This is a genomic window from Rhizobacter sp., assembly GCF_031412495.1.
Lineage (GTDB): Bacteria > Pseudomonadota > Gammaproteobacteria > Burkholderiales > Burkholderiaceae_C > Schlegelella_A.
In genome coordinates, this window is record NZ_JANODC010000229.1 from 1 (window position 1) to 8711 (window position 8711).

Genomic DNA, 8711 nt, shown 5'->3' on the forward strand with positions numbered 1-8711 from the left:
GCACGGCCGGGGCCATCGACCTGGGCAGCGGCGGTGTCATCACGCTCGCCGGCAACCTCAGCGCGGCCGGCGGCAACCGCTCCGGTGCCGGCGCGGCCGGCGCCGGCGCCGCGATCCGGGTCCAGGCCCCCGTCCTGCTCAACGCCGCCACCGTGACTTTGAACAGCGGCGGCGGCAGCGCCGGCCTCGGTGCCGGCGGCGACGTCGACTTCGACGCCGCCGTGGACTCCACCGGCGCGGCGCGCGCCCTGGTCGTCAACAGCAACGCGCAGACGCGCTTCGGCGGCGCCGTCGGCGCCGTAAGCAGCCTGTCGGCGCTGACGACCAACGCTGGCGGCAGCACCCGCATCGATGGCGGATCGGTGCGCACCACCGGCGCCATGAGCTTCAACGACCCGGTCTCGCTCGGCGCCGACACCCGCCTCGACAGCGGTGCCGGCGCGATGAGCTTCGCCGCCGTCGACGGCGCCTTCCGGCTGGCGGCGACGAGCACCGGCAACGCGACCTTCGGCGGCGCCATCGGCGGCGCGACGCCGCTCGACAGCCTCGCCGTCGACGCGCACACGATCACGATCGGCTCGGTCAGCGTCGGCGACCCGACCGGCGCCGGCATCGGCCTGCTGGCGGCGCGCAACATCGTCACCACGAACAGCACCTTGCTGTCGAACGGCGCGCCGATCACGTGGGTCGCCAATCCGGGCGGCGGCACGCCGGGCAACTACCGCGGCATCCGCCTCACCAACGCTGTCGTCGACGCCGGCGGCGGCTCCATCACGATGACCGGCACGGGCGGCACGACCGGCGTCAACAACATGGGCGTGCAGGTCGTCGACAGCACCCTGCGCGCGAGCGGCAGCGGTCGCATCACCCTGACCGGCCGCGGCGGCGCGGGCGCGAGCCGCGGCGTCTCGGTCACCGGCTCGGCGCCCGGGCAGACGGTGACGACCGTGAACGGCGACATCACTTTCACCGGCACCGGGTCGGGAACGACGCTCGACACGCTGTCCGCGGACGTGACCTGGAACGGCTTCGACGAGTCGACGCTGCGCGCCGGCGGCAGCGGCGTGGTGCGCCTGGTCGGCCTCGGCACCAGCGACTACAACGGCGTGACGATCGGCGCCACGACGACGCCGTTCGACTACTACGGCCCGGCGCTGAACCGCTGGCAGGTGTCGACCGCCAGCAACCTCGTCTACACGCTCGCGGGCATCGCCAAGAGCACGGGCGGCGACGGCACGTGGACGATCACGGCGCCGAAGAGCGTCGAGTTCAACGGCAGCGCCGGCATCAACGTCACCAGCGGCAAGCTCCACGTCGTCATCGCGCCGGCGACCGGCGCGGTGCGCCTGGGCAGCGGCAGCTTCCGCACCAACGGCGGCGACCTGATCATCGGCGGCGGCAGCAACCCCGGCGGCCGGGTCGATGCGAGCCTGCCGGCGACCGGCGCGCGCGGCAACGCCGCCTACTTCTCCGGCATCGGCTCGTCGGCGGACATCGACGCCGGCGGCGGCAACGTCTGGATGATGGGCACCGGCCACACGGGCAGCAACAGCGGCAACTACGGCGTCCACATCGGCACCACGTCGGGCACCGCCAACGTGATCACGAGCGGCGCCGGCAACATCACCCTCACCGGCTTCGGCGGTGGCTCCGGGGCGGGCGACGACAACGTCGGCGTGTTCCTCGGCGGGGGCACGGTGCGCACCGGCGCGACCGGCTCGATCAGCGTCACCGGCACCGGCGGCAACACGGCGACGGGCATACGCAACATGGGCGTACGCCTGTTCGCGTTCAACACCACGGAGGCGCAAGGCACGGGCGCGATCACGATCTGGGGCCGCTCCGGCGACGGCAGCACGCAAGGCTACAACCCCGGCATCGACGCCGCCGCGACGGTGGTCGGGCGCGGCGGCGCAGTCACGCTGACGGGCATCGCCGGCAACGCGCCGGGCAGCAACAACCTGGGCATCAGCGCCATCGGCCGCATCACCAACACCGGCGCCGGCACGGTCGCGATCAGCGGCACCGGCGGCAGCCACGCCGGCGCGAGCAGCAGCGCCAACTTCGGCATCGGCTTCTCCGACGCCCAGTTCACGACCGTCGACGGCGACCTGACGGTGACCGGCACCGGGGGCAGCGGGGGCGGCGCGGGCAACCACGGCCTCGTCTTTCCGCTGGCAGGCGTTGGCGGCTACGGCGGCACGAGCACGATCCGCAGCACCGGCGCCGGCAACGTGGCGCTGACCGGCCTGGCCGGACCGGCCGGCACCGGCGTCGCCCTCGGCATCCCCGACCTGGTCTCGACGACCGGCAGCGGCCGCATCGCCATCGTCGCCGACAGCCTGGCGCTGAACGCCGCCAACGCGGTCAGCAGCGCCACCGATCTGGCCATCCGCGCGGCCACGGCCGGCACGGCGCTGAACGTCGGCAGCGGCGCAGGCGGCAGCGGCCTGTCGCTCGACGACGGCGAGCTGACCCGGCTGGCCTGGGGCAGCGGCAGCACCCTGACGCTCGGCAGCCGCCAGGGCGGCACGGCGACCGTCCACACGGCGCACGTCTTCGGCCGGCCCCTGGCCATCGTCTCCGGCGCCGACCTGGTCCTGGCCGGCGCACTGACGAGCGCGAGCACGGCCGCGGCGCCGGCGATCGTCCTCGACGCCGGCCGCGACTTCGTCAACATGGCAGGCGCGGCCGGCCTCGACGCGGCCGGCAGCCGCTGGCTGGTCTACTCCACCGATCCGCGCACCGACACGCCAGGCGGTCTGGTCGCCGACTTCCGCCAGTACGCGGCCAGCGCGGGCACGACCCCGGTGCTCGGCAGCGGCGACGGCTTCCTGCACCGCCTCGCACCGACGCTCACGCCGGTGCTCGCCGGCACGGTGGCCAAGGTCTACGACGGCAACGCGAGCGCCACCGTGACCGCCGCGAACTTGGCGGCGCTGGGCGCGATCGACGGCGACAGCGTCGTCTTCGCGGCGCCCGCCAGCGCCAGCTACGACAGTCGCCACGCCGGCACGGCCAAGCCGGTGACCGCCGGCGGCATCGCCATCGTCGGCGCGAGCCGCGGCGTCCTGCCCGTGTACGGCTATGCGCTGGCGGGCACCACCGCGACCGGCGCGGTCGGCACCGTGACGGCGGCGCCGCTGGTCGTCCGCGCCGACGACCTGAGCCGGGCGCAGGGCCAGCCCAGTGCGCCGCTCACCGCGACCGTACTCGGCCTCGCCGGCGCCGACACGGCCTCGATGCTCGGCGGCACGCTGAGCCTCGGCACCGCGGCGACGCCGCTGTCGCCGCCCGGACGCTACGCCATCACGGCGAGCGGGCTGACCTCGGCGGACTACACGATCAGCTACGTCGACGGCGTCTACGAGGTGCTGCCGCCGGTCTTCACGCGCGGCCTGCTCGACGCCGGGATGACGCAGCGCGACCTGCGCCTGGGCGCGGGCTCGGCCGGCGCCTCCCTCTGCCTGCGCCGCGAGCTCGACGGCTGGGTCAGCGCGCACTGGCTGGCGGCGCCTTTCGGCAGCGTGCCGGCCTGCGGGCGGGACCGCGCCGCCGGCGGGACGCGCTGACGATGCCGGCAGCGCTGGCCGGACGCACGGCGCGACCGTGGCGATCGTGGCGACCGTTCGCAGCGGCGCCTGCGCTGGTCGCGACCGGCCCGGCCGCGCTGGCGTCGGTGCTGGCGCTGGTCCTGCTCCTCGGCGCATCGGGGCCCGCCTGGGCGCAGCCGTCCGGGCCGGAGCCGGCGTTCGCGGTCCGGCGCTTCGTCGTGGAGGGACACAGCGTCCTGACGGCCGCGCAGGTCGAGCTCGCCCTCGCGCCGCATACCGGACCGGCCCGAACCTTTGCCGACGTGCGCGCCGCCGCCCAGGCCCTGCAGCACGCCTATGCCCGGCAGGGCTTCGGCGCGGTGCAGGTGTCGGTGCCGGAACAGCGCATCGACGACGGCGTCGTCCGGCTCGCGGTCGTCGAACCGCCGCTGCGGACGGTGACCATTGAAGGCAACCACCACCTCGACGCCGCCGCGATCCGGCGCAGCCTGCCGGCGCTGCAGCACGGCGCGACCCCGAACACCGAGGCCCTCGCGGCGCAGATCCGCCTCGCCAACGAAAACCCGGCACGCCGGATTGCCGTCGAGCTGAAGAGCGATGCCACCGGCAGCATCGACGGCGTCGTCACGGTGCAGGACGACAAGCCCTACAAGGTCGGTGCCGTGCTCGACAACACCGGCACGCCCCGGACCGGGCGGCTGCGCGCCGGCTTCTTCTTCCAGCACGCCAACGTGGCCGATCTCGGCCACGTCTTCACCGGCCAGTACATCACCTCGGTCGAGCGCCCCGGCCAGGTGGCGATCGCGGCGCTGAACCACCGCGTGCCGCTGCCCGCGCTCGGCGACTCGATCGACCTGTACGGCGTGTACGCCGACGTCGACTCGGGCGTGGTGAGCGAGCTATTCAACGTGCGCGGCCGCGGCACGGTGGCGGGCCTGCGTTACCAGCGCAACCTCGCGCCGACGGCGGCGCTGCGGCATCGGCTCAGCGCCGGCTTCGAAGTGCGGGCCTTCGACAACCGGGTCGGTGTCGTCGGCAGCGATCCAAACCTGCTCGCCGACGTCACCGTGCACCCGTTGAGTCTCGGCTACGCCGGCACCTGGACCGGCCCGCAGCAACAGGCCGAGCTCAGCGCCGCCGTCGTCCGCAACCTGCCCGGCGGCGCGCAGGGGGGCGCCGCCGACTTCGAGGCGGCCCGCGCCGGCGCCGACCCGGGCTACCGCCTCCTCCGCTGGTCGGCGAGCTACACGCTCGCGCTGCCCGCGGGCCTGCAAGCTCGGCTCGCCGGCGATGGCCAGCTGACCCGCGACGCCCTCGTCGCCGGCGAGCAGTTCGGCATCGGCGGACAGGATTCGGTGCGCGGCTTCGGCGAGCGCGAGATCAGCAACGACCGGGGCCTGCGCCTCAGCGCCGAGCTGCATGGCCCCGACTTCGGAGCGAGCTTGCGCCCCGGCATCGCGGCCCACGCGCTCCTGTTCGGCGACTACGGAAGGGTCCGCCGCAATCACGCCCTGCCGGGCGAGACCACGAAGATCAGCATCGCCAGCGTCGGCGCCGGCCTGCGCGTCTCGCTGCCGCCGCATTGGCAGCTGCGCCTCGACCTGGCCCACGTCGCGCGCGGGAACGGCGAGCGGCGGCGCGGCGACCGCCACCTGCATTTCAGCCTGGGCGTCGCCTACTGACGGCGCCGCCGGGCCGGGCGCGAAACGACCGCCGCGCCGCACGGCGGTGCGGAGCCGCGACGGAACGACGTGGCGCCGACAATGGCGCCATGCTGCTTCGCGCCACGCCCGAGCTCGCCGAGCGTCTGCGGCTGTGGGCCGACCTGATCCGCTGGGACCGCCCCGCCGGCACCTACCTGCTGCTGTGGCCGACGCTCTCGGCCCTGTGGATCGCGGCCGGCGGCTTTCCCGGCTGGCATCTCGTCGTCGTCTTCGTCCTCGGCACCTTCCTCATGCGCAGCGCCGGCTGCGCCTTCAACGACGTCGCCGACCGCGAGTTCGACCGGCACGTCAAGCGCACCGCGCGGCGGCCCGTCACCAGCGGCCGCCTGGCGGTGAGCGAGGCGCTGGCGGTCGGCGCCGTGCTCGCCTCGCTGGCGTTCGCGCTGGTCCTCACGACCAACCTCGCGGCCGTGGCCTGGAGCCTCGTCGCGCTGGCCGTGACGATGGTCTACCCGTTCAGCAAGCGCTTCTTCTCGATGCCGCAGGCCGTCCTCGGCGTCGCCTTCAGCTTCGGCATCCCGATGGCCTTCGCGGCGGTGCGCGGCGGCGATGCGTGGACCCTGGCGTCGCTCGACGGCGCCGTCCCGCTTCTGGCCTGGGTGCTCCTCGCCGGCAACCTGGTCTGGGTCCTCGCCTACGACACCGAATAAGCGATGGTCGACCGCGACGACGACCTGCGCATCGGCATCCGCACCTCGGCGATCACGCTGGGCCGCTTCGACGTCGTCGCGGTGATGGCCTTCTACGCGGGCTATCTGGCGATCTGGGCGGCCGTCGGCGTGCGCCTCGGGTACGGCATGCCGTACTTCGCCGGGCTCGCCGTGGCCGCCGCGATCGCGGTCTGGCACCACGCGCTGATCCGGACCCGGTCGCGCGAGGGCTGCTTTCGCGCCTTCTCCGCCAACCACTGGCTCGGCTTCACCGTCTTTGCCGGTGTCGCCGCGCAGTTCGCACTGCGCGCCTGATCGGAGCGACCGTGGCGGGACCCGGCGCGCCGATCAGTCGTCGTGCTTGTTTTTCTTGTTCTTGTGCTTGTGCTTGTCGTGGCCCTGACCGCGATCGTCGTGCTTGTCCCAGCCGCGATGGCGGCCGCGACCCGGGTGCTCGCGCTCGTAGCGCTCGCGGATCCACTCGTCGCGGACGAAGTAGACCGGCTGGCCACAGGCGGCGTAGCGGCCGCAGTAGCGGCGCCAGTTCTGCTGATGCGTCGGCGGCACGTAGAGATAGACCGGATCGCGCTGCACGACCACGCGCGGCTGCGAAATGATCACCGGCTGCGGCAGGACGAGCGCCGGCCGCGGCACGTCGCCGATGTTGATGCGGCCGTAGACACCCGGCTGATGGATGCTGACGGAGACGCCGACCTGCGGTTGCGCGAGCACCGAGCCGACGGCGCCGGCGGCGAGCGCAGCGATGAGAAGTCTTTTCATGGTCTCTCCGGTGTGTGACGTGTTGACAACGCCCACTGTAGGCAGGCCGACGACCGGCCACACGTTTCATTGCGTGCCCATTGCACGATCTGCGCTCAGGTGGCCACGGCCTCGGCTTCGGCGATGCCGTGCAGCGCCCGGCCGAGGGCGTCGACGGCGACATCGATCTCGGCGCGCTGGATCGTCAGCGCAGGCGCCAGGCGCACCACCGTCCCGTGCGTGTCCTTGGTGAGAACGCCGCGGCCGGCGAGCGCATCGCAGACTTGACGCGCGCTGGCGAACGCCGGGTCGATCTCGACGCCGACGAACAGGCCCTTGCCGCGGATGTCGACGATCGCAGGATGCGCCAGCCGGCGCAGCCTCTCCATGAGGTAGCGCCCTTGCTCCACGGCGTTGTCGCAGAACGGGCCGTCCTCGAGCAGCTGCAGGGCGGCCGTGCCGACGGCGGCGCCGAGCGGGTTGCCGCCGAAGGTGCTGCCGTGGTCGCCGGGGCCGAACTGGGCCATCACGTCCTCGCGGGCGAGGAAGGCGCTGACCGGCAGCAGCCCGCCGCCGAGTGCCTTGCCCAGCGTGAGGCCGTCCGGTCGCACGCCCTCGTGGCCGCAGGCGAGGACGCGGCCGGTCCGGCCGAGGCCCGTCTGCACCTCGTCGGCGATCATGAGCACGTTGCGGCGCGTGCAGACCTCGCGCACCGCGGCCAGGTAGCCGTCGGGCGGCACGATGATCCCGGCCTCGCCCTGCACCGGCTCGACGATGAAGGCGGCGGTGTGCGGCGTGATCGCTGCCTCGAGCGCCGCCGCGTCCCCGAACGGCACGTGGCGAAAGCCCGGCGTGAACGGGCCGAAACCGTCGCGGTACTGCGCCTCGCTCGAGAAGCTGATGATGGTCGTCGTCCGGCCGGCGAAGTTGCCGGCCGGGACGATGATCTCGGCCCGACCCGCCGGTACGCCCTTGACCTGGTAGGCCCACTTGCGTGCCGCCTTGATCGCCGTCTCCACAGCCTCGGCGCCGGTGTTCATGGGCAGCGCCCGGGCCATGCCGGTCATGGCGCAGAGGCGCTCGAGGAACGGGCCCAGGCGCGCGGTGTGGAAGGCGCGGCTGGTGACCGCGAGCGTCTTCGCCTGCTCGGTGAGCGCGCGGACGAGGACGGGGTGCGAGTGGCCGAAGCTGACCGCCGAGTAGGCCGACATCATGTCGAGGTAGCGCCTCCCGTCGGTGTCGAACAGCCAGACGCCGTCGCCACGCTCGAGAGTGACCGCGAGCGGATCGTAGTTGCGAGCGCCGTAGCGGCGCTCGAGGTCGACGGGGGTCAGGGCGTGGGTCATGGCGGCTCCTCCAAGGACACGCCAGCTTAGCCCCGATCGGGCGAAATGTGCTTTCGCCTCGTTGCATGTAAGACGCGTTCAGAGCAAGAAAATTATCCTTGAAGAATAATTCACGCATGGAACACACTCTCGATGCCATCGATCGCAAGATCCTGTCCGCCCTGCAGCGCTCCGGCCGGGCCAGCAACGTCGATCTCGCGGGACAGATCCACCTCTCCGCGCCGCAGGCGTTCCGCCGCGTCCGCGCGCTCGAGGAGCGCGGCGTCATCCGCGGCTACGCGGCGCGCGTCGATGCCGCGGCATTGGGCCTGGCGGTCACGGCCTACGTGAGCGTCAGCATCGCCGGCGACCAGTTCGGCCGGGTCCGCGAGATCGAGCGCGAGATCGCGGCGTGGCCGCAGATCCTCGAGTGCCACGCCGTGTCGGGCGACTCCGACTACCTGCTCAAGGTGGTCGCCAGCGATCTCAAGAGCCTGTCGCAGTTCCTCACCGATCGCCTGATGCAGGTGCCCGGCATCGACGACGTGCGCTCGATGATCTGCCTGGAAGAGGTCAAGCCGCCGTCGCCGCTGCCGGTCGAGCCCTAGGTTTGCCGGCTAGGGATACAGGCCCCGTTCCTCGCGCGCCGTCAGGATGCGCTCGCACGCCACAGCGAAAGTTGCGGTGCGCAGGCTGATC

The 8711-nt window shown here is 73.1% G+C and carries 5 protein-coding genes and 1 pseudogene; 4 read left to right on the top strand and 2 right to left on the bottom strand.

Translation table 11 applies throughout. From position 1 onward, the window contains the following. The 3 genes and pseudogenes from AC30N0_RS08665 to ubiA form a co-directional block, all read left to right on the top strand. Positions 1 to 3572, top strand: a 3572-nt coding sequence (locus tag AC30N0_RS08665; protein ID WP_489517522.1) for a beta strand repeat-containing protein, incomplete at its 5' end; no start/stop codon positions are given. A 2-nt stretch (positions 3573 to 3574) separates the two neighbouring features. Beyond that, positions 3575 to 5236: a ShlB/FhaC/HecB family hemolysin secretion/activation protein gene (locus AC30N0_RS08670; RefSeq protein WP_489517523.1), complete on the top strand. Its 1662-nt coding sequence runs from the start codon at positions 3575 to 3577 to the stop codon at positions 5234 to 5236. An 89-nt stretch (positions 5237 to 5325) separates the two neighbouring features. Further along, a pseudogene (gene ubiA / locus AC30N0_RS08675) lies at positions 5326 to 6243 on the top strand (4-hydroxybenzoate octaprenyltransferase). Positions 6244 to 6276: 33 nt separating this feature from the next. Here ubiA and AC30N0_RS08680 read toward each other — a convergent pair. Further along, positions 6277 to 6708, bottom strand: a complete 432-nt coding sequence (locus tag AC30N0_RS08680; protein ID WP_489517524.1) for a hypothetical protein — start codon at positions 6706 to 6708, stop codon at positions 6277 to 6279. 95 nt (positions 6709 to 6803) lie between these two features. Beyond that, complete coding sequence (gene rocD / locus AC30N0_RS08685; RefSeq protein ID WP_489517525.1) at positions 6804 to 8033, bottom strand: ornithine--oxo-acid transaminase; 1230 nt, start codon at positions 8031 to 8033, stop codon at positions 6804 to 6806. A 116-nt stretch (positions 8034 to 8149) separates the two neighbouring features. On the opposite strand from rocD, the gene AC30N0_RS08690 reads away from it, so the two are divergent. Next, entirely contained in the window at positions 8150 to 8620 is a 471-nt protein-coding gene (locus tag AC30N0_RS08690; protein WP_489517526.1) for an Lrp/AsnC family transcriptional regulator, read from the top strand. Positions 8621 to 8711 lie beyond the last annotated feature (91 nt).